Here is a 25,071-nt window from a genome sequence, read left to right on the forward strand (position 1 = left end):
TGATCGATCACTGCCGCTTGAACACTACGTTCCTTGCGGCAGCGACCCCCCTAGGGTGCGGCCTAGGGAAATCCCTAGAAGTGGGTCCCGCCCGGCTCGTCCCGCCGCTCTCTCGCAATCGTGGGTACGGTGGGCACGCCGCGATTCCCGTGCCTGCGGAGCGTCGTCCCAGTTCGAGGGTGCGACGCGCACTAGCGTCGGATGCCATGAGGATCGACGGGGCCCGTGTCCTGATCACCGGTGCTTCCTCGGGCGTCGGCGCGGCGACCGCGCGGGCGATGGCCGCCGCCGGGTCGCGGCTGGTGCTGGCCGGACGTGACCGGCAGCGGTTGCACGCGGTCGCGGCCGAAACCGGCGGGCGGGCCGTCGTCGGCGACGTCACGACGGACGCCCCCGCGCTCGCAGAGCAGGCCGCCCCCGTCGACGTCCTGGTCTGCAACGCCGGAGCGGGGTGGGCGGGGGCCTTCGCCGGGATGCCGCTCCGGGAGGTGGACGAGCTGGTGGCGGTCAACCTGACGGCGCCGATGGAGCTGGCGCGGCTGCTGCTGCCCGGGATGATCGAGGAGCGCCGGGGACACGTCGTCTTCGTCTCCTCGATCGCCGGCGCCGTCGGGGTGGCGGGTGAGGCGGTCTACTCGGCCGCCAAGGCCGGGCTGGTCGTCTTCGCCGAGGCGCTGCGGGACGAGTTGTCGGAGTTCCCCGGCATCGGGGTGTCGGTGGTGTTCCCTGGCGTGGTCGCCACGCCCTTCTTCGACCGGCGCGGCGTCCCGTACGACCGCCGGTGGCCCCGGCCGATCCCGCCGGAGCGGGTGGCGCGCGGCATCGTGACGGCGATCCGGCGCGGCAGGTCCGAGTGCTACGTGCCGGGCTGGCTACGGCTCCCGGCGCGGCTGCGCGGCGCCGCGCCCGGGGCGTTCCACCGGCTGGCCCGGCTAACGGGCTGACGGTCAGTGGTCGCGTACGGCGCGGAGCGACTGCTGGAGCGAGCCCAGCGTGGCGAAGATCGCGGTGGGCTCGTATCCGCAGTGGGCCATGCAGTTGGCGCACCTGTCGTCGCGGCCCCGGCCGTAGGCGTCCCAGTCGGTCTCCTCGACCAGCTCACGGTAGGTGCGGGCGTATCCGTCGGCCATGAGGTAGCACGGCCGCTGCCATCCGTACAGCGAGTACGACGGGATCGCCCACGCCGTGCACGGGAAGTCGACGCGGCCTTCGAGGAAGTCGAGGAAGAGCGGCGAGTGGTTGAATCGCCACCTGCGGCGGTTGCCGTCGGCGAAGGCCTGGCGGAACAGGTCGCGGATCTCCGAGACGCCGAGGAAGTGGTCCTGGTCCGGCGCCTTCTCGTAGGCGTACGCGGGAGAGATCATCATCTGGTCCACGGCCAGGTCGTCGTTGAGGTAGTTGAGCACCTCGATGACCGTCCGCGGGCTGTCGGTGCTGAAGAAGGTGGTGTTCGTGGTGACGCGGAAACCCCGCCGCTGGCATTCGCGGACGGCGGCGACCGCCTCGTCGAACACGCCTTCCTTGCACACGGCCGCGTCGTGACGCTCTCTCAGGCCGTCGATGTGGACGGTCCAGGCGAAGTACCTGGACGGCTCGAACTGGTCGATCTTCTTGGGGATGAGCAGCGCGTTGGTGCAGAGGTAGACGTACCTCTTGCGTGCGATCAGCTCCCGGACCATCTCCGCGATCTGCGGATGCATGAGCGGTTCCCCGCCGGCGATGGACACCATCGGGGCGCCGCTCTCCTCGATCGCCGCGACCGCCTGCTCGACGGGCATCCGGCGGCGGAGCACGTCGGCCGGGTGCTGGATCTTGCCGCAGCCGGCGCAGGAGAGGTTGCAGGCGAACAGCGGTTCCAGCTCGACCAGCAGCGGGAACTTCGAGCGTCGCCGGAGCTTGTTGCTCAGGATGTAGCCGGCGACACGCAGACTCTGGCGGATCGGGATCGTCATGGCTGGGCGTCCTTCGGCAGGGTGAAGCTGATGGATTCGTCGGTCGTCACGGGGCCGAGCCCGCGGAGCGCGTTCTCGGCGGTGTCGACGAGCGAAGGCGAGGTGGAGGCGCCGGCGGTGAGGACGACGGTGCGGGCGCCGCGGAGCCAGGCGAGCTCGATGTGCTCCGGCGCCTCGACGAGCCGGGCCGGTGCGTGCCGGGTGGCGGACTCCACCAGGTTCCTGGTTTCCGGGGAGCCGGTGGGCCCGATGACGAGGACGAGGTCGGCCCGGCTCGCGGCGCCGTCGAGGTCCGGTGACGCGCGGAGCACCGTCCGGGGCGCGGTCGCCGCGGCCCAGCGGGTGAGGGCCGGGCCGACGCGGCGCAGCACGCGGCGGGCCGTGAGCGCGTTGCGCACGGTGGCCGGGCTCAGCAGCGGGGCGGCGGGCGTGTCGACGACGACCCGGACGGCCGCCACCGGACGGCCGGCGGCCGCGCGGGCCAGCGGGCCCGTCTCCATGTCGACGGCGTGCGCGCCCCGCTCGGCGAGTTCGCGCCCGCGGGCTCCGGTCACCACGTGGTCCATGGTCAGCAACGAGCCGGTCCGGGCGCGCAGACCGGCGCGCGCCAGTTCCCCGGCGAGCAGCGGCGCCGACGGGCAGGCGAGAACCCGGTCGCCGTAACGGATCTCCTCGGCCACCAGGACGTCCCCCGCCCGCAGGCCGGGGACGAGCGAGCCCGCGAAGCCCGTCACGGCCAGCGCGTCGAACTCCGGCAGGATGGCCGCGACGCGCGCGGCCCGGCGTGGCCCGAGCCCTGTCCGGCGCAGCCGGACGTGCACCGGGGAGCGGCACAGGCCCCGCCTGACGGCTCGTGCCTCCATGCCCAGGGCGGTGCAGATCAGCAGGGCCGTCATGGCGCCTGCCCGCAGGCCCGCAGGTAGCGCCCGAGGGCGTTGACGGGGAAGACGAGCCGGTACAGGTGGTAGTTGATGTAGAAGTCGCCCGGGAATCCCGTCCCGGTGAAGTGCGGTTCGTCCCAGGTGCCGTCGGGGCGCTGGTGCTCGACCAGCCAGCGCACGCCCGCGTCCACCACGGGCGACCGCTCCCCGGCGGCGAGCAGGGCCATCAGCGCCCACGCCGTCTGCGAGGGCGTGGAGGCGCCGCGTCCGATCCACGCCGGGTCGGTGTAGGAGCGCAGGTCCTCGCCCCAGCCGCCGTCCTGGTTCCGGTGGGACTCCAGCCAGGCGACCGCCCGGCGGACGCATGCCGCGTCGCGACGTACGCCGGCCGCGACCAGGGCGGGCACCACGGCGCCGGTCCCGTAGACGTGGTTGGCCCCCCAGCGGCCGAACCACGACCCGTCCGGCTCCTGCGCCTTGAGCAGCCAGAGCACGGCCCGGCGCAGCTCCGGCGAGCCGGGCGGGGACTCCTGCGCCAGCGCCTCGACGACGTGCGCGGTCACGTCGGCCGACGGCGGGTCGATCACGGCCCCGAAGTCGCAAAAAGGCAGTTTCGTGCAGAGCGTCCTGGTGTTGTCGGCGTCGAAGGCCGCGAAGCCTCCGTCACGGGAGGCCATGCCGGTCATCCACCGCACGGCGCGGCCGATGGCCGGTCGCGCGTCCGGCCGGTCCGTCCGGCCCAGGGCGAGGACCACCTCGGCCGTGTCGTCGATGTCGGGATAGAGGTCGTTGTCGAACTCGAACGCCCAGCCGCCCGGCGCCAGCCGGGGCCGCCGCACCGCCCAGTCGCCCGGCCCTCTGATCTCTTCCTCCAGCAGCCAGTCGACGGCCTCGGCGACGGCCGGATCATCGTGGGAGACACCGGCGTCGAGCAGCGCGTTGACGGCGAGCGCGGTGTCCCATACCGGGGACTGGCACGCTTCGAGCCTGCGGCCCCGCTCGTCCCGGATGGTGAACCGGTCGAGGCCCCGGAGCCCGCGCCGCATGATCGGATGGTCCAGGTCGTAGCCGGACAGGTTGAGCGCGATGAGCGAGTACACCCAGGGCGGCTGGATGCCTCCCCAGGAGCCGTCGGCCTCCTGCCGCGCCACGATCCACTCGGCGGCCCGCCTGATCGCCGCCTCGCGCAGCCCTCGCACGGGCCGTCGTTCGTAGCGGACCAGCAGCCGGTCCAGGCCGTGGAAGAACCCGTCCCAGCCCAGCCCGCCCCGCCTCGGCACGGGACGGCCGGTGCGGAGCTCGGCCAGGTCGAACGGGAGCGGGCGGACGGGCCGGCGCGCGCTGACGATGGTGAGCGGGACGATCGTCTGCCGTGCCCAGCAGGCCCAGTCGTAGACGTTCAGCGGGAACCACGACGGCAGGAACATCAGCTCGGGCGGCAGGACCGGCAGCCGCTCCCAGGGCCACTGCCCGAACATGGCCAGCCAGATCCGGGTGAAGACGCGCGCCGACTCGATCCCGCCAGATTCCCGTACGAACGAGCGGGCGGCGCGCATGTGGGCCGCCTCGACGGGGTCGCCGGCGAGCCGGAGCGCGGTGTAGGCCTCGACCGTGGTGGAGAGGTCGGGCGGGCCGCCGTGGAAGGTGGCCCAGGTGCCGTCCGCCCGCTGTTCGGACCGGATCCAGTGGGCCGCCTCGGCCGTGTCGTCCTTCGCTCGGATGCCCAGGAACTCCCGGAGCAGCAGGTCCTCGGCGTCCATGGTGACGTTGGTCTGCAGTTCGCCCTTCCACCAGCCCTGCGGTGACCGGAGCCCGATCAGGTGGTCGCGGGCGGCGTCGAGGGCCAGCCTCGTGGATCGGAGCGTGTCGGCCGTGCTCATGACCGGCGACCTGTCGTGACGAGCTGCCGCCGGACCAGGCCGGCGGCGTGAAGTCCGCTGCGCACGGCGCCCTCCATCGTGTCGGGCCAGCCCGTGTCGGTCCACGCGCCGGCGAGGTACAGCCCCGGCCACCGGGTCCGGGCATAGGGCCGGCGCGCACCGCTGCCGGGCCCCTGGAAGAAGGTGGCGTGGCGTTCCCTGGTGACGAAGAAGTCGGTGAGCCGGGCCTGCCGGGCCGCGGGGAACAGCCGTTCGAGCGCGGGGACGAACTCCGCCCGGATCTCCGACGTGGGCAGGTCGATCCACCGCTGCGCGGCCGACACCGAGACCGTCAGGTACTGGCCCTCGTTCAGCCCCGCCACTCCGGTCTTGTCGAAGACCCACTGCACCGGCGAGCCCACGACGGCGGCCGACGGCAGTTCGGTGACCGTCCGGTCGTACACGGCGTGCACGTTGACGATCGGGCTCGCGCCCAGCTCATGCCAGGCGTCCCGGCCGGGCGCCGCCCCGGCGGGCACGATCCTGGCGGCCTGCCCGTGCGGCACGGCCACGATCACCGCGGCCGCCGGCACCAGGGCGCCGTCCACGACGACCGCCGGCCCTTCGGCGATCCCCGTCACCTTCGCGGACAGCCGCACCTCTCCGCCGCGCCGCTTGATGGCGTCGTGCGCGGCGGTGCCGTGCAGCTCGCCGAGCGGCGCGTCGGGGACGCCGATGTCGGCAGCGTCGGACCTGCCGAGCAGGGCGGTCCTGAACACCTTCACGGCGGGCCCGAGCGCCGCCTGCTCGGCGCCGACGTTCAGGGCGGCCTTCGCGAGGAGGTCCCAGAGGGCCTCGCGGACGGGCTCGGGCTGACCGTGCGACTCCAGCCAGCGCTGCAAGGTGATCCGGTCGAGCGCGGGGTCGGCGGGGTCCAGCCGGGCCAGCGCCAGCGCGCCTCGTACGGCGCGCAACCGGTCGGCCGGACCGAGGAGGGAGTACGTCGCCAGCGCGGGAAGCATGTGCAGAGGGCCGGGAAGCGCGGTCCGGCGCAGCCGCCCGCCGCGGCCCCCGGGCGTGAGGACGCGGACGTCGAACCGCTTCTGCAGCCGGACCTTGTCCGAGACGCCCATCCGGTCGAGCAGGCCCATGTAGGCGGTGCAGCATCGCAGGAACACGTGCTGCCCGTTGTCCACGACCATCCCGTGACGTTCGAACGAGTGCGTGGCGCCCCCCAGCCTGGGACGCGCCTCGTACAGCGTCACCGCGTGACCGGCCTCGCCCAGGGCGACGGCGGCGGCGATGCCCGCCAGCCCGCCCCCCACGATCGCGACCGGCGCCGCCGGTGAGCCGCTCATCGGCGGGGTCCGGCCACCGCGCGGACCGCGATGGCCGTCTTGCGCCAGGTGGGCAGCGACGACCGCGCGGCCAGTGCCCGGAGCGGGTCGGCGGCGATCCGGTCCAGCAGGGACCGGTAGATGCCGGCCATCGCCATCGTGCAGGCGGCGCTGCGGCGGTCGAGCAGTCTCACCAGCCGGGCCCCTTCCTCGTACCAGTCACGGGCGCGGGCCGCCTCGTGCCGGACGAGCGCGGCGAGCCGGTCCGGCGGGTCGGTGAACCTGCCCCGGGCGTCGAGGTCCAGGGTGCAGCCGAAGCGTTCGAGGTCCTTCGACGGCAGGTAGACGCGTCCGGAGAGCCGGTCCTCGCGCACGTCGCGCAGGATGTTCGTGAGCTGCAGCGCGACCCCCAGGGCGTCGGCCAGGGGCTCGGCCTTCCGGTGGTCGTCCGCGCCGAAGACGCCGAGTGACAGCCGCCCGACGGATCCGGCGACGCACTGGCAGTAGCCCAGCAGCTCGTCGAAGCTCTGGTACGTGGTGCCGCGCACATCCGCCGCGCAGCCGTCGATCAGCTCGTCGAAGGCCGGCAGGGGGATGGGATAGCGGCGGGCCGCGTCGTCCAGGGCGAGCAGGACGAGGTTCGTCTCGCCCGGGCCGATGCGGCGGAGGGCGTCGCGTACCTCCGACAGCCCTGTGAGCCGCTGCTCGCTGGGACCCTCCGTGTCGCCGATGTCGTCGATGCGGCGGGCGAGGGCGTACACCGCGCTGAGCGCCTGGCGCTTCGGCTCGGGAAGCAACCGGATGCCGTAGGAGAAGTTCCTCGCCCGGGTGCGGACAATCTGTTCGCAGAGCCGGTATGCGTGGGACAGGGTCATCCGGTTCTTCACCTCCAGGTAGTGAGAATGCGGAGCCAGGCGGCGAGCAGGCGGCCGCGACGCGGGCGGACGGCGCGGCCCAGGACGTCATGGCCCGCCCGGTCGAGCGCGGCGACGGTGGCCAGGCCACCGGCGACGTATCCGGCGACCGCCGGCCGGGCGTATCCGGACAGCGAGGCGACGAGCGGGCGGCCCTCGCGCAGCATCTCCGCGGCCCGCACGGTCTGCAGGGCCACGACGCGGCGCAGCCTCCCCGGAGTGGTGCGGGAGGACAGGTCGGCCTCGGCGCAGCCGAACCGGCGCAGATCCTGCGCGGGCAGGTAGATCCGGCCGCGCGCGTGGTCCTCGCCGACGTCCTGGCAGTGTTCGAGGATCTGCAACGCGGAGCAGACGCGATCGGACCAGGCCAGCCGCGGCGGATCCGCCGAGGCGAACACGTGCAGGACGATGTGTCCCACGGGGTTCGCCGACAGCTCGCAGTAACCGAGAAGGTCGTCGAAGGTGTCATACCGGGTGACCGTCTGGTCGCGCCGGTTGGCCTCCAGCAGCCGGCGGAAGGGCTCGGCCGGAACCGCGCAGCTCTCCACCGTCCGGGTGAGCGCGCGGACCACGGGCAGGCGCGGTCCGGATCCCCCGTAGAGGCGGTCCAGGTCCGTCTCGACGTCGTCGAGCAGCCGCAACCGGTCGCCCGGCTCCCCCTCGTCGCCCAGGTCATCGACGAAACGCGCGAACCCGTACACGGCTGCCAAATGGTTCCGGTAATGGACCGGCAGCATTCTCAGTGCTACTGGAAAGTTCTCCTGGCCGGCTTTCGACATGAAATCGTACGTACCGGTCCCGCGCGACACCATTGCCAACGAATGCCCGCCGTGCGCTGCCCAAAACGAGCCGAAGTAACTTGTCCGGGCACTTATTAAGCCGCCACGATCCCCGTTTTACTTTTTCAGCGGAAGTCCACGGAGAAGCCCCGGTCAATCAAAATCTGGGAAACTCCGGTTTCGCCGTTCCCGGCACCGGACACACAATATCCGCACTTATATCGAGGAGGGCCGCTGTGTCCTGCCTGTCACGACATCCGCACGGCACCGCGCCCGCTGCCGACCTCGTGGTCGCGCAGCGGCCCGACCCGCAGCCCCGCCCGGCGGCAATGGCCGACCACCTCGGGCAGCGCGCCGAGCGCCGAACGCCAGCAGCCGGCGGCGGACGTGTGATCGGTGTCGTGCAGCACGACGGTCGCGCCGCCCCCCAGCCCCGGGCGCAGTCGCGCCATGACGGACTCCGGCGTGGCCGAAGCCGTCCAGTCCTGACCCGACACGGTGCACAGCACCGGGCGGAGCCGGTGCAGCCGGGTCGCGACCAGCGCCTCGGCGCTGAGCACCCCGTACGGCGGCCGGTACCAGACGGGCCGGACCCCGGTGAACGACCGGACGAGATCGGCTGTCCGGCCCATCTCCGAGGTGACCGCTCCGGGACGGGTGACGAGGGCGTTGGTGTGCCGCCAGCCGTGCACCGCCATCTCGTGCCCCTCGGCCACGATCCGTCGCCCCACCTCAGGATGGCGTTCGAGCATCTCCCCGAGGACGAAGAATGTGGCCCGGCAGCCGAGCCGGCCGAGCTCGTCCAGGAAGAACGGCGTGGAACGCGGATCGGGACCGTCGTCGAAGGTCAGCGCGACATGGTCGTCGCGGCCCGCGCCCGCCAGCCGGGGCAGCCGGCGCCGCGCCGTGGCCAGCCAGGTGGCGCCAGGACCGACGTGGACGAACGCCAGCCCCGCCAGCGCCAGCGGCAGCGCGGCCCGCTTGATCATTGCGTCCCCCCGCGGGCCGGACGATGAGCGCCGAGGGCAGGCGTCTGCTGATCATCAGCGCCGCCATGGGCGCAGGGCACGACGCCGTGGCGGCGGAACTGGCCCGCCGCCTGACTTCCCTGGGCGCCGACGTGCAGGTCGTCGACGTGCTTCATCTGCTCCCCCTCCGCCTGGGCCGCCTGTTGCGCGGGTCGTACCGCTGGATGATCAGGCGTGCTCCGTGGCTGTACGAGGTCATCTACCGGGTATTCTTCGCGGCCAAACGCGCCCCCTCGGTCTCCCCCTTGACGGCGCTCGCCGGGGTTCGGCTGCTGCGCCTGGTCTCGCACCGCCCGCCGGACGAGGTGATCTCGACCTTCCATGTCGCGGCCCAGGTGACCGGGACGCTGCGGCGGCGTGGCCGGCTTCCGGCGACGAGCACCGTGCTCGTGACCGACTTCGCCGTGCACCGGCTGTGGCTGCATCCGGGCAACGACCGGTATCTGTGCCCGAACCCGGCGACGATCCCGCGCATCGCCGCGCTGACGGGCCGGCCCGCGTCCGTGCACGCCCCGGTCGTCCGGCCGGCGTTCCTCGACCGTACGCGGCCGGCGGCCGGCGACGTCCGGGCCCGCATCGGCGCCGCGCCCGGCGACCGGCTGGTGCTCATCTCCTCGGGATCGTGGGGAGTGGGACACGTCGCGGAGACCGCCCGGATCGTGGCGCGTTCCGGCCGGTACGTGCCGGTCATCCTGTGCGGGCGCGACGCCGGGCTGCGCCGCCGCCTCGCCGGCGCCCACGGAGGGCTGGCCCTCGGCTGGCAGGAGGACATGCCCGCGCTCATGTCGGCGGCCTACGCCCTGGTCGACAACGGCGCGGGGCTGACCTGCGAGGAGGCCTTCGCCGCGGGCCTGCCCGTCATCTCCTACCGGCCCATCCCGGGACACGGGCTCGACGGCGCGCTGGCCATGGCCCGCGCGGAGGTGACGGTGCACGCGCCCGACGCCGCGTCTCTCGTACGCGCGCTCGATCAGTTGCGGGACGCGCGCCGGCGCGACCGCCTGCTCGCCCGGGCCTCGGCCCTCTTCGACGCCGCGCCGGCCGAGGCGGTGCTGCTACGTTGACGGCGAGTCCTTGAGCAAGGGCGTTCTCGCGAGCATCACGGTGCCGAGGAAGATCACGCCGATGCCGGCCGCCTCAAGGACGATCCACGGCCCCGAGCGGACGTCCTCCCCGAACATCAGGGTGCCGTACAGGATGCCGGCGACGGGGTCGCTGATGGTCAGCGCCGGCTGCGCGACCACCAGCGGCCCGCTCCGGAACGTGAGCTGCAGGAGGAACAGGCTGCACAGCCCCGCGACCACCATCGCGTACGGCTGCCACGAGGTCACCAGAGACCCCGGAGCACTCTCCAGGATCATGGTGCTCTCCTTGATGAGCGCGGCGGTGAAGGCGAACCCGAAGCCCGTCGCCACCCCGAACAGCGCGGGCCGGCCACGGCCGCCGAAGAGGTACGCGACCGCGCAGAGTCCGAAGATCGCCCCGACCGTCGCGGTCGCCGCCAGGGCCCACACCTCCGTGCTGGGACGATCGTGGCCGACGCTGGGCGCCGCGCTCAGCAGGAAGATCGCCAGCCCGCCGGTCATGGCCGCGACCGCGAGCCACGGCCGCCGCCCCACGTGTCCGCCCAGGATCAGCGGGATCAGGACCAGCGTGAACGGCAGCTCCGTGACGAGGACCGGCTGGACCAGCGCCAGGGGTCCGGTCGCCAGCGCCGCGGCCTGGAAGACGAAGCCGCCGATGAGCGCGGCGATCCCGGCCAGCCAGACCGGACGCCGGACCAGCGCCAGGACCTGCCGCGGCCCGAACTCCTCCTGCTGGGGCAGGGACAGCGCCGCCTGACGCTGGAGGTTGGAGGCAGCGGCGTTGGAGGCCGCAGCCAGCAGAGCCAGCACCACCGAGATCAAGGGCCCTCGCCTTCGACGCCGCACAGTCATCCGGGGAGGGATGACCGAGATCTTCCACATGTCCCTTGCCGGAAACGGCGTTTTACGATCTCCCGGCCTTGGTGTGGGAGTTCACGGACGGCCCGTCAGCGGGCCGGAGTCCGGGGGCGGTTCCACCAGAGGGAGAGGGACAGGGCGGCGGTGATGAGGACGGCGCCGCCGGCGGCGAAGGCGGCGGCCGTGTCGACCCGCTGACGGACGACGGTGAAGGTGCCGGGGAGGGCGTCGAGGGCGCTCTGGAGCTGGTCGGCGTTCTCGGCGCGGTGGTAGGCGCCGCCGGTGGTCTCGGCGATCTCCTTGAGCGCGGGCTCGTCGATCATGCGGACGTTCCGGCCGCCCCGGTCGAATCCGCCCCGGCCGCCCCAGCCACCGCCCCAGCCTCGGCCGTCGAACTGCGAGTTGTCGCAGACCATCGGGGCCGGGTTCGTGGTGCCGAAGCCGATGGGGAAGACGCGGACACGGCGCAGGGCCGCTTCCCTGGCGGCGGTCTCGGGGTCGACGCCCTGGGTGTTGGCCCCGTCGGTGAGGACGACGATCGCGGCGCCGGCGTAGCCTTCCCCGGCACCGCCCGGGTCGGCCCCGGTGGGGGCCACCGACGGGTCGACCTCGGCGATCGCGTCGATCGAGGTGAGCACGGCCTGCCCGATGGCGGTGCCGCGGGCCACGGTGAGGCCGTCCAGCGCCTCGATCAGCGCGTCGGTGTCGTCGGTGGGCGGGACGAGCAGGCCCGCGGTGCCGGCGAAGGTGACCAGGCCGATGCGCGGGCCGCCGCGCTGCGACTCGATGAACTCCGCCGCGGCTTTCCTCGCGGCGGTGATGCGGTTGGGGTCCACGTCCGTGGAGCACATGGAGCCGGAGGTGTCGAGCGCGAGCAGGATCGTCGCCGACGTCTGAGGCACCGGCACCGACGCCTGCGGCCGCGCCGCCCCGACGACCAGCAGCACGAGCCCGGCGACGAGCAGCGCCGGGGGGATCTTGCGCGTCCAGCGGGTGCGGCCGGGCAGGGCGGTGCGCACGAGCGCGATCGAGGTCACGCGCACGGCGGCGCGCCGGCGGCGGCGCAGCGCCCACCAGCGGACGGCGAAGATCAGCGGGATGACCATGACTGACAGGAGCGCCCACGGCCACGACAACGTCATTCAGATCACCCGTCCAGACCGGAGCACGGTGAGCGCCGCTCCTGCGGTGAGCAGCGCGAGGGCGAGCCCGATCAGGCCGCCGGCGAGGGGCAGCGGCTCGTCGGAGACGGTGAGCCGCAGGTCGATCGTGTCGGCGACGCCGTCGAGCCGCGCGGCGTCGGAGGCGGGGTGGTAGGCGCCGCCGGTGGTCCGCGCGATCGCGGTGAGGGTGTCCTCTTCGAGCGAGCTCTGCAGGTGGAAGCCGTCGACCTTCACCGTCGCCCCGGCCGCGGTGCCGATCCCGACGGTGTGGACCTGGACGCCCGCCTTCTGGGCCACGGCCGCGGCCTGTTCCAGGTCGCCGCCCCGGTTCTGGCCGTCGGAGAACATCACGATCGTGGCCGACGGCCAGTAGCCGATGTCGGGCGCGGCGCCGTCGCGGCCGACCGCCACCTGCTTACCGGTGATCGCCGAGAGCGAGGCGGTGATGGCCGTCCCGAGCGAGGTGCCGCCGGTGACCTTCAGCCGGTCGATGGCCTTGAGCGCGATGGAGTGGTCGGCGTCGGGCCGCGCCGTGGTGAGGGCGCCCCGCTCGAACGCGACCACGCCGATGTCGACGCTGCCGGGCTGGGCCGCCACGAACGCGCGGGCCGCCCGCTGCGCGGCCGCCAGCCGGGTGGGCGCGACGTCGTCGGCGCTCATGCTGTTGGAGACGTCGATGGCGAGGATGACGGTGCCCGCGGTCCGCGGCACCGGCACCATGGCCGCCGGTCCCGCGGTGGCGATCGCGAGCACCCCGACGCCGGCGATCGTCAGACCGGCTCCCACGTACGTCCCGCGCCCGCCCCGCACGACGACCCCGGCCGCGGCGAGTGCCGCCGTCCGGCGGCGCGCCGAGACGACGGCCGCCCAGGCGAGCGCCACGGTGACGACCAGCCCGACGACCAGCAGTAGCGGCGACGACAGGGTCATGGCGACCGGTCCCGGGTGCGGGCGACGACCTCGACGAGCGCCTCGGCCAGGTCGCGGTCGGTGTCGACGCGGTGGACGGGCACGCCCGCGCGGCGCATGCCCGCCGCGAGCCGGGCGTCGCGCTCGTCGACGGCCTGGCGGAACCGTACCCGGAGCAGCGGGTCGGCGGAGTCGACGACGAGTTGCTCGCCGGTCTCGGCGTCCTCGACGACGATCAGCCCGGCTTCGGGCAGCACGTCGTCGGCGGTGTCCGCGATCCGCAGGGCGACCACCTCGTGCCGCCGGGCCAGGCGCTGGAGCGAGCGTTCCCAGTCGCCGTCGCCGATGAAGTCCGACAGCACGACGATGAGCGCGCGGCGGCGGGCCAGCCGTCCGGCCGCGTCGAGCATCTCCGCCAGGTCGGTGGTGGCGCCGCCGCGGGCCTGACCGGTGCGGGCCAGTTCGGCGCCGATCCGCAGCGTGTGCCGCCGGGAGGTGCCGGGCGGCACGACGCGCAGCACCCCGGTGTCGAACAGCAGGGCGCCGACGCGGTTGCCGCCCCGGCCGAACAGCCGGGCCAGGACGAGCGCGAGCTCGGCCAGCACGTCGTGCTTGCCGCGCCCCGGCCGGCCGGCCGCCATCGACGCCGACCGGTCGAGCACCAGCCAGACCGTCAGCTCGCGGTCCTCGGTGAACACCCGCAGGTGCGGCTCGTCCAGCCGCGCGGTCACGTTCCAGTCGATGTGCCGGGCGTCGTCGCCTTCTCCGTACGGGCGCAGGCCGGTGAAGTCGATCCCGGAGCCGCGGTGCGCGGTGCGGTGGGCGCCCTGGAGCCGGCCGTCGAGCCTGCGGACGACCTTCCACTCCAGGCGGAGCAGGAGCTTCTCGGGGGCGGTGGCCATCAGCGGTTCTGCAGGACGACGTCGGGCGTCCAGACGGCCCCGAGCACCCTGGTGATGATCGTGTCGGCGTCGACGTCGTCCGCGAGCGCCTCGTAGGACAGCACGAGGCGGTGGCGGAGCACGTCGAGCGCGAGCTCGGTCAGGTCGTGCGGCAGGACGTAGTCGCGGCCGCGCAGGAACGCCAGCGCGCGGGCGCCCGTGACCAGCGCGATGGACGCCCGCGGGCTCGCCCCGTGGGTGACGTACGGTTCCAGCTCGCCGAGCCCGGCCGTCGCGGGGGAACGCGTCACGGCGACCAGCCGTACCGCGTAGTCGACGATCGCCGGGTCGACGTAGACCTGCTGGGCGCGGGCGCGCATGGCCATCAGGTCCTCGGCCGTGACCATGGGCTGCGGCGGCTGGGGCGGGCGCAGCGCCCGGCTGACGATCGCCTGCTCCTCGGCCTGGGTCGGATAGTCGACGACCACCTTCATCATGAACCGGTCGACCTGCGCCTCGGGCAGCGGGTAGGTGCCCTCCGACTCGATCGGGTTCTCCGTCGCCATGACCAGGAACGGCTCGGGCACCCGGAACGTCTCCCGGCCGATCGTCACCTGGTGCTCCTGCATCACCTCCAGCAGGGCGCTCTGCACCTTGGCCGGGGCGCGGTTGATCTCGTCGGCCAGCAGCAGGTTCGCGAACACCGGGCCGAGCTCGGTCCGGAACTCGCCGGAGTGCTGGTGGTAGACCCGCGTGCCCACGAGGTCGGCGGGCACCAGGTCGGGGGTGAACTGGACGCGCTGGAAGCTTCCGGCGATCGCGGCGGCCAGCGACCGCACCGCGAGCGTCTTGGCCAGGCCGGGCACGCCCTCGACGAGCAGGTGCCCGTCGGCGACCAGCGCCACGGCCATCCGCTCCAGCAGCACGTCCTGCCCGACGATGGTGCGTTTGACCTCGAACAGCACCTGTTCGAGCGGGTGGGCCGGGTCGGGGGAAGAGGTCATCGCATTCCTTCGGTCAGATCTGGGGTCCGTCGCCCGGCGGGCCGTCGCCTTCGTCACCGCCCAGGGCGGCGCCGATCGGCACCGCGAACGCGATGCCGGCGAACGCCTCGTCGCCTCCCGGGTCGGCGATCGAGACGACGATGCCGATGACCAGGCCGCGGGCGTCCAGGAGGGGGCCGCCGGAGCTGCCCGGGTTGACGGAGGCGTCGAACTGGATGAGCCCTCTCAGGCCGCCTTTGTCGGTGCTGCGGTTCAGGCCCGACACGACGCCGGTGGAGACGCTGTAGGCCAGGCCCAGCGGGTTGCCGATCGCCACGACGGGCGCGCCCACGGCCGCGGCGCCGCCGAGCGTCGCCGGGACGACGATCTCCGGCAGCTTCGCGGGCTTGAGCATCGCGATGTCGAGCTTGGGGTCGGACGACACGACGGCGGCCTTCGCCCTGGTGCCGTCGGCGAACGTCAGGGTCACGTCCTTCGCGTCCTCGACGACGTGGTGCGCCGTCAGGATCGTGCCGTCCTCGGCCGCGATCACCCCGGTGCCGAGCGACTTCCCGGCGCGGATGACCACCACCGACGGCCCGACCCTGTCGAAGACCTCGGGCACCGTGAGGGTCGCGCTGGGGGTCGGCGTCGCGCTCGGCGCGGGCGCGGCCTCCTCGCCGTTCCCGCCGCTGCTTCCCAGCCAGTACGCCAGCACGGCCACGACGACGAGTGCCACTCCCCCGACGACGAACCACCGAGCCCTACCGGCCATGGCTCCCTGAGTTCCCTGAGCCTCGGCCGCACCCGTCTCCTGCGGCACGTGCTCCATCGCCCCATCGTCATAAATTTCAGGCGAAAGTGCTACAAACTCCGCCTGAGAACTCCATGAGAACCGAGCGAGTCCCATCCGGCATCGATCCGTGACGTACCGGCGCATCCAACGGAGTAGGACTTCCCTGGAGAATCCGGAGATGACGGGATGACCAGATTCCTCGTCGCGCTCGCCGCCGTACTGACACTCACCGCCTGCGCTCCGCCGTCCCCCGACGTGGCGGCGCTCGACCACGAGTTCGCCCGGCGGTCCACCGTACGCGTGGACGTCGAGCTCACCGTCCGGGCCGACGACGCGCCCGCTGGACACACCTTCCGCCAGCGCGGCGTGCTGAAGCTCAGCCCGTCGGGAGCCGACGGTGCGGACCTCGTCCTGGAGTCGTCCCACGACGGGCCACGGTCCCTGCACTCGATCCAGACCGGAGGCCACGTCTACTACGACCGGCCGCCCTGGTCACGGATGCCCCTCGTGGTCGACGAGGTCACCTGCGACGTGCCGTCCTACATCGGCTGCCTCGTGGACGTGCTCCGGCCCGGGGTCGCCGAGGCGCTGCTCGCCGCTTCCGTCTCGACGGCGCCGGACGGGGCGGGGACCGTACGGCACAGCGGTGTCATCACCGGCGATCGGCTCCACCAGGCCGCCGGGAAGAGACTTCTCTCCCTGCCCATGAGTGTGGTCCCGGCGGCCCTGTCCGGCGACGCGGAGCACTCCTGGTCGATGTGGATCGGCGCCGACGGGCTGCCGCGCCGCGTCCAGGCGTCCGGCCCGATGAGCTCGGTGGTGCCCGAACCGGTGAGCGGTCTCTTCATGACCGTGGACATCCGCTTCCACGACTGGGGCGGGTCCCGGACGATCAGCGCCCCGGCCGACTACATCGACGTCGGGTGACCGTACGGCCGAAAACCGGTTGCCTCGCGTGATCATCGTCCGGGAATGTGGTGTCCATGATGCTTTGACGGACAACGCCCCCTGATCCCCCATCCTGTTCAGCGAAGAGAGCGTCTTGTCTCAGCAAACCTCGGCCACCGTCGCCGTGTTCGCCTCCCCCACGAGCTGGATCGAGTCCGACGCCCTGGACCAGTGTCACCAGGTGGCCGCGCTCGACGGCATGATCCACGTCGCCGCCATGCCTGACCTGCACCCGGGCAAGGGCGCCCCCATCGGCGCCGCCATGACGTCCGCCACGCTCTACCCGTTCCTGGTGGGCTCCGACATCGGCTGCGGCATCGCCGTGTTCCCCATCAGGCTCAGGCGCGCCGACCCGGCCAGGCTCGCCGCCCGGTTCCCCGACCTCGACCACGCGCCGGACGCCGACGACCCGGCGTGGGACGTGGTGCGGGGCGACATCCCCGCCGGTCACGTCGAAGGGCTCGGCACGGTCGGCCGGGGCAACCACTTCGTCGAGCTGGCGCGCGTCGGGACCGTCGTCGAGCCGGACCACGCGAGCCGGCTCGGGCTGGCCGCCGGCGACCTGGTCCTCGTCGTCCACAGCGGCTCGCGCGGCCTGGGCGAACGGATCCTGCGCGCGCACACCGAGGTCCACGGCGCCGGCCCGGCCCCCGATCCCGCCGCCTACCTGGCGATGCACGACGACGCCGTGCGGTGGGGCTCGCTCAACCGGCGGCTGATGGCCGCCCGAGTCGCGCACGCCCTGGGCGCGGAGCCCGCCGAGCCGGTCGTCGACCAGTGCCACAACCTCGTCGAGGTCCGCGACGGGGTCTACCTGCACCGCAAGGGGGCTGCGCCGGGCGACGGCCGTGACGTGCTCATCGCCGGCACCCGCGGCACCCCGTCCTACCTCGTGGCCGCCCACGCCGGGCCGGACGCGAACCACTCCGTGGCGCACGGCGCGGGCCGCAAGATGTCGCGGGCGGACGCCCTGCGCCGGGGCCGGGCCAAGCACACGGTCGAGGAGCTGCGCCGCACCCCGGTGGGATCGCTGGTGGTGTGCGGCGACCGGCAACTGCTCTTCGAGGAGGCGCCGACGGCCTACAAGCGCATCGAGCAGGTGATCGCCGACCTCGTGGAGCACGGCCTGGCCACGCCCGTGGCCACCACGGTCCCGCTGGTCACCTACAAGACGGCCGACATCGGAAGGGACCGGCGCCGTAAGAGAGGACGGTCGTGAGCGTCCACCTGCTCCTGTCGGCCGGGCGTGGCCCGCAGGAGTGCGCCTGGGCGCTGGCCCGGCTCCTGCACCGCCTGGAAGCCGACGCCGCCCGGCGGCGTCTGGAGACCCATCGCGCCCAGGTCGTGCCCGGTGACCGGCCCGGCACGTACCGATCGGTCGTCGTCCGGATCACGGGAGCGGACGCGGAGGCGTTCGCCGCCTCGTGGACCGGAACCCTGTGCTGGCAGGCCCCCAGCCCGTACCGGGCCCGCGCGGGCCGCAAGAACTGGTATGTCATCGCCCAGCCGTGCGAGGTCGAGGCCCCGTCCACCACCTTCGCCGAAGCGGACGTCGACGTCGTCGCCTGCCGCACCGGCGGGCCAGGCGGGCAGCACCGCAACAAGGCGAGCACCGCGGTGCGCGCGACCCACCGGCCCACGGGTCTCGTCGTCGTGGTCGACACCGAGCGGCTGTTCAGCCTCAACCGCCGCCTCGCCATGCGCCTGCTGCGCGAACGCATCGAGCGCGGCGACGAGGCCGCGGCGCGCGACCTCACCACCGCCCGCTGGCGCGTCCACGACGAGCTCGTCCGAGGCGACCCCACCCGGGTCGAACGCCCGTGACCGCCCAGCTCACCGGACCGGCGACGCCTGCCTCGCCGCGCGGCGTGGGCACGCCTTAGGATCAGGGCCATGGCCTTGACGGTGAGCGACGTCGACCGGTTCGAGGCCTCCAGGCCGCGTCTGGAGGCCATCGCCTACCGCCTTCTCGGCTCCGCCGGTGAGGCCGAGGACGCCGTGCAGGAGACGTTCCTGCGCTGGCAGGCCGCCGACGCCGAGCACATCGAGGTGCTGGAGGCGTGGCTCACGAAGGTCCTCACCAACCTGTGCCTCAACCAGCTCACCTCCGCGCGGGCGCGCCGCGAGACCTACGTGGGCCGATGGCTGCCCGAGCCGCTGCTCGCCGGCGACCCGATGCTCGGCCCCGCCGACACCGCCGAGCAGCGCGAGTCGGTCTCGTACGCGGTGCTCGCCCTCATGGAGCGCCTGTCCCCCGGCGAGCGGGCGGTCTACGTGCTGCGGGAGGCGTTCGACTTCCCGCACCGGGAGATCGCCGAGATCCTCGACATCTCCGAGGCCGCCAGCCAGCAGACCTTCCACCGCGCCAAGAAGCACGTCGCGGCCGGCAAGGCGCGCGCCGAGGTCGACGAGGCCGCCGCTCGGCGGATCATCGAGGAGTTCCTGACGGCCGCCGCCACGGGCAAGACCGAGCCGCTCGTGCGCCTGCTCACCGAGGACGCCGTCTCGGTCGGCGACGGCGGCGGGAAGGTCCCGGCCCGGGTCAAGCCGTTCGAGGGCGCGGTCGCGGTCGCCAAGTTCGTCCGGGGGCTGGTCAGGCCCGCCGCGGCCAAGCGCGCGTTCACCGGCGGCGCGCCCGAGGTCTACGCCTGGACCGCCAACGGCGGCCCCGCCGTGGTGGCCGTCGTCGACGGCCGGGTCGTCGGCGTCATGTGCCTGAGGGTCACCGACGAGGGCGTCGCCGAGCTCTACAACCAGGTCAACCCCGACAAGCTCGAACGGGCGACCGCGCGCTGGGCGGCATCCGATCATGGGGAACCCCTGTTCACCATTTTGTGAGGCGCTTCACACCGCGTTCCTGTCAGGAAACGGCGGGCTGTCCGGTTCAAAGGGCACATCCGCGTAAGACAGGAGCGAGGAAATGCAGCATCGCGTCATCGTCCTCGGCGCCGGCTACTCCGGGGCCATCGCCGCCGGCCGTCTCGCCAAGCGGCTCTATCGCGAGGACGTCGCCATCACTCTCGTCAACTCCGAGCCCGACTTCGTGGAGCGGATCCGCATGCACCAGCTGGCGGTGGGCCAGGACCTCAAGCCCCGGCCGTACAGCGAGATGTTCGCCGGCACCGGCGTCGAGGTGAGGATCGCGAACGTCACCGGCATCGACGTCGACGGCAAGACCGTCACCGTCACCGGCCCGGACGGCGCCGCGCAGCTCGCGTACGACACGCTCGTCTACGCCCTCGGCAGCGGCTGGAACTCACAGGGCGTCCCGGGGACCGCCGAGCACGCCTATGAGATCGCCGGCCGTCCGGGAGCGCTCAGGCTGCGGGAGCGCCTGGCCCGTCTCGGCGCCGGGGAGAGGGTGGTGGTCGTCGGCGGCGGCCTCACCGGCCTGGAGGCCGCGACCGAGATCGCCGAGTCCCGCCCGGACCTCGACGTCGCCCTCGCCGCCGACGGCGCCCTCGGAGACTGGCTGTCGCCCAAGGGCCGCGCGCACCTGTGGAAGGTCTTCGGCAAGCTGGGGATCACCGTGTACGAGCACGCCGCCGTGACCCGCGTGGACGCCGACCGCGTGGCCACGGCGGACGGCAGGGACATCCCGGCCGCGGTCACCGTGTGGACGACCGGCTTCGCCGTCCACCCGATCGCGAAGGCGACCGCCCTGAAGGTCACCGGCACCGGCCAGATCGTGGTCGACGGGATGATGCGCTCGGTCTCGCACCCGGACGTGTACGCCGTCGGCGACGCGGCCTTGGCGATGGGCGCCGGGGACAAGCCGCTGCGGATGTCGTGCGCCTCGGGAGGGCCGATGGCATGGCAGGCGGCCGACGCCATCGCGGCGGGGCTGACCGGCGGGAAGCTCCCGAACGCGCCGCTCCGCTACTTCAACCAGTGCATCTCGCTGGGCCGCAAGGAGGGTTTGATCCAGTACGTCACCGCCGACGACCGCGCGAGGCGGGCGGCTCTGACCGGGCGGATCGCCGCCGTCTACAAGGAAGTGGTCTGCAAGGGCGCCGCCTGGAACGTCGCCAACCCGACGTTCGGGCTCCCGGTCCGCCGCCGCCGCGTCACCCCGGACCGGGCCGCCAAGGCCTCGGCCGCCAGAGCGTCCGCGTAACCTGAGGCGACCTCCAGGCGGGGCGGCGCGCGAAGCGACGTCCGTGCGGGACGCACGAATCTCCCTGTCATCACCCCCGCCGGAGGCAGCGTGCGGGGTTGATGACGCCGCGTGAGATGCTGCATCGGTGTCCACGACCGAGCAGGCCGAACCGGCCCCGCGCCGCCGGCGGGGCCGTCCCGGTTATGACCAGCCGGCGATACTCCGGGCCGCGATCGACCTGTTCAACCGGCGGGGGTACGACGCCACCAGCATGGGCGACCTGGCCAAGGAGCTGGGGCTGACCAAGCCGGCCATCTACCACCACGTCACGAGCAAGGAGCAGCTGCTCGGCCTGGCGCTCGACGACGCGCTCGACGAGCTGACCGCCGTCGTGACCGAGGCGTCGCGCGAGCGGGCCGGCGTCGGCGCCTACGAGCGGCTGCGCGAGGTGGTGCGGCGCAGCGTGGAGGTGCTGGTGGCGCACCAGCCGTCCGTGACGCTGCTGCTGCGGGTGCGCGGCAACAGCGAGGTCGAGCTGGCGGCGCTGGAACGGCGGCGCTGGCTCGACGACCGGCTGGCCGCGCTCGTCGCCGAAGCCGTGGCGGAGGGCGCGCTGCGCGACAACGTGCCGCCGGCGCTGGTGAGCCGGCTGCTGTTCGGGATGGTGAACTCGCTGGTCGAGTGGTACCGGCCGGACGGCGCCTACGACCCGGTGATGGTGGCCGACGCGATCACCACCGTCGCCTTCGACGGGCTGGCGAAGCACGAGGCCTGACGACGCTCAGGCGTCGTAGTCGACGGTCACCTGCTCGCCCGCCGGGAACGTCTGGCAGGTCAGCACGAATCCGGCCGCGACCTCGTACGGTTCGAGCGCGTAGTTGCGGCGCATGTCCACCTCGCCCGCGCGCACGACGGCGCGGCAGGTGCCGCAGACGCCGCCCTTGCAGGCGAACGGCAGGTCGCCGCGGGCGGCCTGGGCGCTGTCCAGGAGGGTCGTCTCCCGGGAGACGGTCGAGGTGGTGCGGCGGCCGTCGAGCACGGTGGTCAGCTCGGTGGTCGCGCCGGACGGGATCCCGTCGCCGGTCCGCCTCGGCGCGGGCGGCGGGGCGTCGGCGTAGAACAGCTCGACGTGCACGCGTTCCGCGGGGACGCCCAGCTCGGCGAGCACCGGGCGCGCTTCCTCGATCATGCGCAGCGGCCCGCACAGCCAGACGTGGTCGAACACCTCGACGGGGACGAGACCGGTGAGCAGGCGGCGCAGCCGGTCGCCGTCGAGCCGGCCGGACAGCAGCTCGACCTCGCGCGGCTCGCGTGAGAACGTGTGCACGACCTGGAGGCGGGGGCCGTAGCGGTTCTTCAGGTCGCCGAGCTCCTCGGCGAACATGACGGTGCGGCTGGTGCGGTTGCCGTACAGGAGCGAGACGTGGGCCCCCGGGTGGGTGAGCACGGTCGAGGCGACCGACAGCATCGGGGTGATGCCGGAGCCGGCGGCGACGCACAGGTGCCGCTCGCCCGGGTCCGGGTCGGCCCGCCAGGAGCCGGTGGGCGGCTGGACCTCGATGACGGTGCCCGGCCCCACCTCGCGGACGAGCCAGGAGGAGAACAGGCCGCCGGGGATCTCGCGGACGCCGATGCGCGGGGCGGCGCCGGCGGGGGCGCAGATCGAGTACGAGCGGCGGTGCTCGTGCCCGTCGATGACGCGGCGCAACGTGAGCGACTGCCCGGCCCGGAAGGCGTACGCGGCGCGCAGCTCGTCGGGGACGGCGAACGTGATCGCGGTGGCGTCCTCGCACAGCCGGTCCACCGCCGACACGGTCAGCGGGTGGAAGACGGCGGCCCTGGACGGCGCGGGCGCGAGCGTGGTCATGGTCAGATCTCCTTGACGTGCTCGAACGGTTCGAGGCAGCCGGTGCAGCTGTAGAGGGCCTTGCAGGCGGTGGCGCCGAACTCGGAGGTGAGCCGGGTGGCCGCCGACCCGCAGCGCGGGCACGGTGGGGCCGACCGGGGCGGGCCGAGCGTCAGCGGGACCGGCCCGGTGCGGCGGGGGGCGGGGCCGGGCGCGGACAGCCCCGCCGCGCGCAGGGCCGCCCTGCCGCGTTCGGAGATCCAGTCGCTGGACCACGGCGGGTCCAGCACGACCCGCACCTCGACGCGGGCGAACCCGGCGTCGTTGAGCCGGTGCACGAGGTCGTCGCGCATGGTCGCCATGGCCGGGCATCCGGTGTACGTCGGCGTGATGGACGCGATCACGACCTCGCCGCCTTCCGCGTCCCGCACCACCTCGACACCGCGCAGCACCCCGAGGTCGGCGAGCGTGAGCATCGGCATCTCGGGATCACGCACCCGGCCCGCCGCCTCGACAGCCCGCCGCGCGGACGCCGTTCCCCCGGTCGCGGGCCGTCGGGTGGTCACCAGCGCCCCATGGGGTGGGCGCGGGCGACCACCTGCATCTCGGCGAGCAGGAGGCTGAGGGCCTCGGTGTGGAGGCCGTCGCGGCCGGTGCGGCCGCCGACGCCGGCCAGGGGCGCCCGTTCGGGGCGGTCGAGGCCGGCTGCGGTGAGGACCTGGCCGAAGACGGCGTCCACCGGGTCGCGCAGCGACACCGGATCGACGCCGACCCCGGCCAGCGCCAGGGAGTGTTCGAGCGGGTGCGGGGCGACCAGTTCGGCCTGCAGCGGCCACAGCGCGTCGAGGGCGGCGAGGAGCCTGCGGCGCGACTCCTCTGTGCCGCGTGCCAGCGTGACGAACCAGCGCCCGGCCCAGTCGCGGTGGTAGGCGACCTCCTTGACGCCCTTGGCCGCGACGGCGGCGAGCACGTGGTCGCGGCTGACGCACAGCCGCTCCAGCAGCGCGAGCCGGGCCGTCGAGAACAGCAGCAGGCGGACGACGACGTGCGCGAAGTCCCCGTTGGCCACCTCGGCCAGGCGCACGTTGCGGAAGGCGCGGTCGTCGCGGAAGAAGGCGAGCGCGTCCTCCGGCGGCACCGGCGACCCCTCGGGCAGGCCGGGCACGACGCGCGGGTCCGCGGCGGCCGCCCGCGCCAGCAGCAGGCGCGCCTGCCCGAGGAGGTCGAGGGCCATGTTCGCCAGCGCGATGTCCTCTTCGAGGTCGGGGGCGCGGCTGCACCACTCCGACAGGCGCTGCGACATGATCAGGGCGTCGTCGCCGAGCATGAGACAGTACGCGGCCAGCTCGGCGGGGTCGACACCGTCGGGCGTGGTGGTGTCGACGCCGGCCAGCGGGTCCTCGAAGTCCGTGCCGAAGGCCCACTGGGAGGAGTCGCCGCCGAGCAGGCCGTCGAAGATGCTGCCGTGGTCGTCGTTCATCCTGCCCTCACATGTGCGGGACGTCGTCGGGGATCTCGTAGAACGTCGGGTGCCGGTAGACCTTGTCGCCGCTGGGCGCGAACAGCGGGTCCTTCTCGTCCGGGCTGGAGGCGGTGATGGCGTCGGCGCGCACCACCCAGATGCTGACGCCCTCGTTGCGCCGGGTGTAGACGTCGCGGGCGTGCCGCAGGGCCATCGCGTCGTCGGGGGCGTGCAGCGATCCGACGTGCACGTGGTTGAGTCCGCGCTTGCCCCGGACGAACACCTCGTAGAGCGGCCATTCCCGCCGGTCGCCGCTCATCGGGCGCCCTCCCGCTCCGCGAACGCGGTCGCCGCCTCGCGCACCCAGGCGCCGTCGTCGTGCGCGGCCCTGCGGTGGGCCAGCCGCTGCGCGTTGCACGGCCCGTCGCCGCGGATGACGGCGGCGAGCTCCCGCCAGTCAGGCTCGCCGAAGTCGTAGTGGCCGCGTTCCTCGTTCCAGCGCAGGCCGGGGTCGGGCAGCGTCACGCCGAGCGCGTCGGCCTGCGGGACGGTCATGTCGACGAACTTCTGGCGCAGCTCGTCGTTGGAGTTGCGCTTGATGCCCCACGCCATCGACCGCTCGCTGTTGGGCGAGTTCGCGTCCGGCGGGCCGAACATCATCAGCGACGGCCACCAGAACCGGTCGACCGACTCCTGCACCATGGCCCGCTGCTCGTCGGTGCCGCGCATCATCGTCATCAGCAGTTCGTAGCCCTGCCGCTGGTGGAAGGACTCCTCCTTGCAGATGCGGATCATCGCGCGGCCGTAGGGCCCGTAGGAGGTGCGGCAGAGCGGCACCTGGTTGCAGATCGCGGCCCCGTCGACCAGCCAGCCGATGGTGCCGACGTCGGCGTACGAGAGCGTCGGGTAGTTGAAGATCGAGGAGTACTTCTGGCGTCCGCTGAGCAGCAGGCCGGTCAGCTCGGCGCGGGACACGCCGAGGGTCTCGCACGCCGAGTACAGGTACAGCCCGTGCCCGGCCTCGTCCTGCACCTTGGCCAGCAGGATCGCCTTGCGGCGCAGGGAGGGCGCGCGGCCGATCCAGTTGCCTTCCGGCTGCATGCCGATGATCTCGGAGTGGGCGTGCTGGGCGATCTGGCGGACGAGCGTCTTGCGGTAGGCGTCCGGCATCCAGTCGCGCGGTTCGATGCGGTCGCGGCGGGCGATGGTCGCGTCGAACCCGGCCTGCAGCCGGGCCTCCAGGTCCGGCTCCGCTGGGATGGTCGTCATCTTCCCTCCGGAACGGGCTCAT

26 protein-coding genes are annotated in these 25,071 nt (G+C 73.4%); 8 read left to right on the forward strand and 18 right to left on the reverse strand.

The genetic code is table 11. The features are described 5' to 3' along the window. The first annotated feature begins 206 nt into the window (after positions 1-206). The gene (locus AB0K05_RS29530) at positions 207-944 is read left to right on the forward strand and encodes an SDR family NAD(P)-dependent oxidoreductase (protein WP_364233409.1); all 738 of its coding nucleotides are present in this window, start codon (positions 207-209) and stop codon (positions 942-944) included. A 3-nt stretch (positions 945-947) separates the two neighbouring features. On the opposite strand, the gene hpnH is transcribed toward AB0K05_RS29530, so the two are convergent. From hpnH to AB0K05_RS29565, 7 genes are all read right to left on the reverse strand, one after another. Next, entirely contained in the window at positions 948-1,952 is a 1,005-nt protein-coding gene (hpnH, locus tag AB0K05_RS29535; RefSeq protein WP_271278252.1) for an adenosyl-hopene transferase HpnH, read from the reverse strand. Continuing rightward, positions 1,949-2,848: a hypothetical protein gene (locus tag AB0K05_RS29540; protein ID WP_364233411.1), complete on the reverse strand. Its 900-nt coding sequence runs from the start codon at positions 2,846-2,848 to the stop codon at positions 1,949-1,951. Before AB0K05_RS29540 ends, hpnH begins: the two co-directional genes overlap by 4 nt. Then, positions 2,845-4,713, reverse strand: coding sequence for a squalene--hopene cyclase (gene shc, locus AB0K05_RS29545; protein ID WP_364233413.1), 1,869 nt, complete (start codon positions 4,711-4,713; stop codon positions 2,845-2,847). The genes AB0K05_RS29540 and shc overlap by 4 nt, the downstream gene beginning before the upstream one ends. Then, positions 4,710-6,050 (reverse strand): hydroxysqualene dehydroxylase HpnE, encoded by a 1,341-nt coding sequence (hpnE, locus tag AB0K05_RS29550; RefSeq protein WP_364233416.1) that lies wholly within the window; start codon positions 6,048-6,050, stop codon positions 4,710-4,712. The genes shc and hpnE overlap by 4 nt, the downstream gene beginning before the upstream one ends. Next, entirely contained in the window at positions 6,047-6,904 is an 858-nt protein-coding gene (gene hpnD, locus AB0K05_RS29555) for a presqualene diphosphate synthase HpnD (protein WP_364233418.1), read from the reverse strand. The genes hpnE and hpnD overlap by 4 nt, the downstream gene beginning before the upstream one ends. 8 nt (positions 6,905-6,912) lie before the next feature. Beyond that, positions 6,913-7,755 (reverse strand): squalene synthase HpnC, encoded by an 843-nt coding sequence (hpnC, locus tag AB0K05_RS29560; RefSeq protein WP_364233420.1) that lies wholly within the window; start codon positions 7,753-7,755, stop codon positions 6,913-6,915. A 215-nt stretch (positions 7,756-7,970) separates the two neighbouring features. Next, positions 7,971-8,711, reverse strand: coding sequence for a polysaccharide deacetylase family protein (locus AB0K05_RS29565; protein ID WP_364233422.1), 741 nt, complete (start codon positions 8,709-8,711; stop codon positions 7,971-7,973). A gap of 23 nt (positions 8,712-8,734) precedes the next feature. On the opposite strand from AB0K05_RS29565, the gene AB0K05_RS29570 reads away from it, so the two are divergent. Then, the gene (locus AB0K05_RS29570; protein WP_246640191.1) at positions 8,735-9,814 is read left to right on the forward strand and encodes a hypothetical protein; all 1,080 of its coding nucleotides are present in this window, start codon (positions 8,735-8,737) and stop codon (positions 9,812-9,814) included. Here the strand turns inward: AB0K05_RS29570 and AB0K05_RS29575 are convergent. The 6 genes from AB0K05_RS29575 to AB0K05_RS29600 all read right to left on the reverse strand — a co-directional run bounded on the left by AB0K05_RS29575 (position 9,806) and on the right by AB0K05_RS29600 (position 15,404). Next, a complete protein-coding gene (locus tag AB0K05_RS29575) occupies positions 9,806-10,648 on the reverse strand; it encodes a DMT family transporter (protein WP_364233723.1) in 843 nt (280 codons plus the stop codon). The genes AB0K05_RS29570 and AB0K05_RS29575 overlap by 9 nt on opposite strands. A gap of 134 nt (positions 10,649-10,782) precedes the next feature. Beyond that, positions 10,783-11,835 (reverse strand): VWA domain-containing protein, encoded by a 1,053-nt coding sequence (locus AB0K05_RS29580; RefSeq protein WP_364233424.1) that lies wholly within the window; start codon positions 11,833-11,835, stop codon positions 10,783-10,785. After that, positions 11,836-12,786: a VWA domain-containing protein gene (locus tag AB0K05_RS29585; protein WP_364233426.1), complete on the reverse strand. Its 951-nt coding sequence runs from the start codon at positions 12,784-12,786 to the stop codon at positions 11,836-11,838. It lies immediately after the preceding gene. Next, complete coding sequence (locus AB0K05_RS29590) at positions 12,783-13,667, reverse strand: DUF58 domain-containing protein (RefSeq protein WP_364233429.1); 885 nt, start codon at positions 13,665-13,667, stop codon at positions 12,783-12,785. The genes AB0K05_RS29585 and AB0K05_RS29590 overlap by 4 nt, the downstream gene beginning before the upstream one ends. Continuing rightward, a complete protein-coding gene (locus tag AB0K05_RS29595) occupies positions 13,667-14,650 on the reverse strand; it encodes a MoxR family ATPase (protein WP_246640192.1) in 984 nt (327 codons plus the stop codon). Before AB0K05_RS29595 ends, AB0K05_RS29590 begins: the two co-directional genes overlap by 1 nt. 13 nt (positions 14,651-14,663) lie before the next feature. Then, positions 14,664-15,404 carry a trypsin-like peptidase domain-containing protein gene (locus tag AB0K05_RS29600; protein WP_271278263.1) on the reverse strand — a complete coding sequence of 247 codons (741 nt, stop codon included), beginning with the start codon at positions 15,402-15,404 and terminating at the stop codon, positions 14,664-14,666. A 207-nt stretch (positions 15,405-15,611) separates the two neighbouring features. On the opposite strand from AB0K05_RS29600, the gene AB0K05_RS29605 reads away from it, so the two are divergent. The 6 genes from AB0K05_RS29605 (at position 15,612) to AB0K05_RS29630 (ending at position 21,247) form a co-directional block, all read left to right on the forward strand. Continuing rightward, the gene (locus AB0K05_RS29605) at positions 15,612-16,352 is read left to right on the forward strand and encodes a hypothetical protein (RefSeq protein ID WP_271278264.1); all 741 of its coding nucleotides are present in this window, start codon (positions 15,612-15,614) and stop codon (positions 16,350-16,352) included. A 115-nt stretch (positions 16,353-16,467) separates the two neighbouring features. After that, positions 16,468-17,592: an RNA ligase RtcB family protein gene (locus AB0K05_RS29610; protein ID WP_364233433.1), complete on the forward strand. Its 1,125-nt coding sequence runs from the start codon at positions 16,468-16,470 to the stop codon at positions 17,590-17,592. Further along, positions 17,589-18,197 carry a peptide chain release factor H gene (prfH, locus tag AB0K05_RS29615; RefSeq protein WP_364233436.1) on the forward strand — a complete coding sequence of 203 codons (609 nt, stop codon included), beginning with the start codon at positions 17,589-17,591 and terminating at the stop codon, positions 18,195-18,197. The genes AB0K05_RS29610 and prfH overlap by 4 nt, the downstream gene beginning before the upstream one ends. A 69-nt stretch (positions 18,198-18,266) precedes the next feature. Beyond that, positions 18,267-19,211 carry an RNA polymerase sigma-70 factor gene (locus AB0K05_RS29620; protein ID WP_364233439.1) on the forward strand — a complete coding sequence of 315 codons (945 nt, stop codon included), beginning with the start codon at positions 18,267-18,269 and terminating at the stop codon, positions 19,209-19,211. 82 nt (positions 19,212-19,293) lie between these two features. Further along, the gene (locus AB0K05_RS29625; RefSeq protein ID WP_364233441.1) at positions 19,294-20,490 is read left to right on the forward strand and encodes an FAD-dependent oxidoreductase; all 1,197 of its coding nucleotides are present in this window, start codon (positions 19,294-19,296) and stop codon (positions 20,488-20,490) included. A 127-nt stretch (positions 20,491-20,617) separates the two neighbouring features. Further along, complete coding sequence (locus AB0K05_RS29630; RefSeq protein ID WP_148034986.1) at positions 20,618-21,247, forward strand: TetR/AcrR family transcriptional regulator; 630 nt, start codon at positions 20,618-20,620, stop codon at positions 21,245-21,247. Positions 21,248-21,253: 6 nt separating this feature from the next. Here AB0K05_RS29630 and paaE read toward each other — a convergent pair whose 3' ends face one another. From paaE to paaA, 5 genes are read right to left on the reverse strand one after another with little or no spacing between them, the layout of a single operon-like run. After that, positions 21,254-22,339 (reverse strand): 1,2-phenylacetyl-CoA epoxidase subunit PaaE, encoded by a 1,086-nt coding sequence (gene paaE / locus AB0K05_RS29635; protein WP_271278269.1) that lies wholly within the window; start codon positions 22,337-22,339, stop codon positions 21,254-21,256. 2 nt (positions 22,340-22,341) lie between these two features. Then, the gene (gene paaD / locus AB0K05_RS29640; RefSeq protein WP_271278270.1) at positions 22,342-22,884 is read right to left on the reverse strand and encodes a 1,2-phenylacetyl-CoA epoxidase subunit PaaD; all 543 of its coding nucleotides are present in this window, start codon (positions 22,882-22,884) and stop codon (positions 22,342-22,344) included. Further along, complete coding sequence (paaC, locus tag AB0K05_RS29645) at positions 22,881-23,798, reverse strand: 1,2-phenylacetyl-CoA epoxidase subunit PaaC (protein WP_271278271.1); 918 nt, start codon at positions 23,796-23,798, stop codon at positions 22,881-22,883. Before paaC ends, paaD begins: the two co-directional genes overlap by 4 nt. A 7-nt stretch (positions 23,799-23,805) precedes the next feature. Further along, positions 23,806-24,099 (reverse strand): 1,2-phenylacetyl-CoA epoxidase subunit PaaB, encoded by a 294-nt coding sequence (paaB, locus tag AB0K05_RS29650; RefSeq protein WP_219545954.1) that lies wholly within the window; start codon positions 24,097-24,099, stop codon positions 23,806-23,808. Next, positions 24,096-25,049 (reverse strand): 1,2-phenylacetyl-CoA epoxidase subunit PaaA, encoded by a 954-nt coding sequence (gene paaA / locus AB0K05_RS29655; protein WP_148034991.1) that lies wholly within the window; start codon positions 25,047-25,049, stop codon positions 24,096-24,098. Before paaA ends, paaB begins: the two co-directional genes overlap by 4 nt. Positions 25,050-25,071 lie beyond the last annotated feature (22 nt).

The organism is Nonomuraea sp. NPDC049486, from assembly GCF_040676925.1.
GTDB lineage: Bacteria > Actinomycetota > Actinomycetes > Streptosporangiales > Streptosporangiaceae > Nonomuraea > Nonomuraea ferruginea.

Coding starts and splice junctions, on each gene's coding strand:
- AB0K05_RS29530 (WP_364233409.1), top strand. CDS start 207: ATGAGGATCGACGGGGCCCGTGTCCTGATCACCGGTGCTTCCTCGGGC.
- hpnH (WP_271278252.1), bottom strand. CDS start 1,952: ATGACGATCCCGATCCGCCAGAGTCTGCGTGTCGCCGGCTACATCCTG.
- AB0K05_RS29540 (WP_364233411.1), bottom strand. CDS start 2,848: ATGACGGCCCTGCTGATCTGCACCGCCCTGGGCATGGAGGCACGAGCC.
- shc (WP_364233413.1), bottom strand. CDS start 4,713: ATGAGCACGGCCGACACGCTCCGATCCACGAGGCTGGCCCTCGACGCC.
- hpnE (WP_364233416.1), bottom strand. CDS start 6,050: ATGAGCGGCTCACCGGCGGCGCCGGTCGCGATCGTGGGGGGCGGGCTG.
- hpnD (WP_364233418.1), bottom strand. CDS start 6,904: ATGACCCTGTCCCACGCATACCGGCTCTGCGAACAGATTGTCCGCACC.
- hpnC (WP_364233420.1), bottom strand. CDS start 7,755: ATGGTGTCGCGCGGGACCGGTACGTACGATTTCATGTCGAAAGCCGGC.
- AB0K05_RS29565 (WP_364233422.1), bottom strand. CDS start 8,711: ATGATCAAGCGGGCCGCGCTGCCGCTGGCGCTGGCGGGGCTGGCGTTC.
- AB0K05_RS29570 (WP_246640191.1), top strand. CDS start 8,735: ATGAGCGCCGAGGGCAGGCGTCTGCTGATCATCAGCGCCGCCATGGGC.
- AB0K05_RS29580 (WP_364233424.1), bottom strand. CDS start 11,835: ATGACGTTGTCGTGGCCGTGGGCGCTCCTGTCAGTCATGGTCATCCCG.
- AB0K05_RS29585 (WP_364233426.1), bottom strand. CDS start 12,786: ATGACCCTGTCGTCGCCGCTACTGCTGGTCGTCGGGCTGGTCGTCACC.
- AB0K05_RS29590 (WP_364233429.1), bottom strand. CDS start 13,667: ATGGCCACCGCCCCCGAGAAGCTCCTGCTCCGCCTGGAGTGGAAGGTC.
- AB0K05_RS29595 (WP_246640192.1), bottom strand. CDS start 14,650: ATGACCTCTTCCCCCGACCCGGCCCACCCGCTCGAACAGGTGCTGTTC.
- AB0K05_RS29600 (WP_271278263.1), bottom strand. CDS start 15,404: ATGGCCGGTAGGGCTCGGTGGTTCGTCGTCGGGGGAGTGGCACTCGTC.
- AB0K05_RS29605 (WP_271278264.1), top strand. CDS start 15,612: ATGACCAGATTCCTCGTCGCGCTCGCCGCCGTACTGACACTCACCGCC.
- AB0K05_RS29620 (WP_364233439.1), top strand. CDS start 18,267: ATGGCCTTGACGGTGAGCGACGTCGACCGGTTCGAGGCCTCCAGGCCG.
- AB0K05_RS29625 (WP_364233441.1), top strand. CDS start 19,294: ATGCAGCATCGCGTCATCGTCCTCGGCGCCGGCTACTCCGGGGCCATC.
- paaE (WP_271278269.1), bottom strand. CDS start 22,339: ATGACCACGCTCGCGCCCGCGCCGTCCAGGGCCGCCGTCTTCCACCCG.
- paaC (WP_271278271.1), bottom strand. CDS start 23,798: ATGAACGACGACCACGGCAGCATCTTCGACGGCCTGCTCGGCGGCGAC.
- paaB (WP_219545954.1), bottom strand. CDS start 24,099: ATGAGCGGCGACCGGCGGGAATGGCCGCTCTACGAGGTGTTCGTCCGG.
- paaA (WP_148034991.1), bottom strand. CDS start 25,049: ATGACGACCATCCCAGCGGAGCCGGACCTGGAGGCCCGGCTGCAGGCC.